Origin of the sequence: Noviherbaspirillum sp. ST9 (genome assembly GCF_048799745.1) — a bacterium.
GTDB lineage: Bacteria > Pseudomonadota > Gammaproteobacteria > Burkholderiales > Burkholderiaceae_D > Noviherbaspirillum.
In genome coordinates this window covers 1-511 of the sequence record NZ_JBLWFR010000226.1, presented here as the reverse complement: position 1 = coordinate 511, position 511 = coordinate 1, and the positions used below count along the sequence as shown (strand labels likewise).

1 protein-coding gene is annotated in these 511 nt (G+C 63.2%); it reads left to right on the top strand.

Annotated elements, in window-relative coordinates:
* A partial coding sequence (locus ACNOHI_RS25655) for a DUF1348 family protein (protein ID WP_420477544.1) occupies nucleotides 1-256 on the top strand: 256 nt, incomplete at its 5' end.
* Nucleotides 257-511 lie beyond the last annotated feature (255 nt).

Sequence of the window (511 nt, the reverse complement as noted above, 5' to 3'; positions counted from 1 at the left end):
TCGTCTGGTCAAGGAAGTGTGGGGCTTTCGCAGGAATCGAATGGCCGTGCGTTTCGCCTACGAATGGCATGACGACAGCGGCAACTGGTTCCGCTCCTACGGCAATGAGCTGTGGGAGTTTGAGCCCACGGGCCTGATGTCGCAGCGGATCGCCAGCATCAATGACGCGCCGATCGCAGGGAGCGATCGCAGGTTCCATTGGCCGATGGGACGCCGTCCGGACGATTCCCCGTCACTGAGCCAGTTCGGTTTTTAAGCGGAAGCATTATGTCGCCGCAAATGGCTGCAATCCGGGGTGGACCCGACAGCCGCGCGGGGCGCGGATCTGCCCTAAGCGAACCTTCGGAGCAGGCGTGTTCCGGGCTCGCAGCTCGGGCGAGCGACCTGGCCCCGGGTTTGCGGTCAGTTGCTCATCCTCCGCTAGCAAGGGGCGGCGCGCTCGGTTAGGCGTCGAGTTCCTTGATCTCGCCGACCGCTATCCGCCGAACCGCTTAAGCGGCTTTATCTTCGG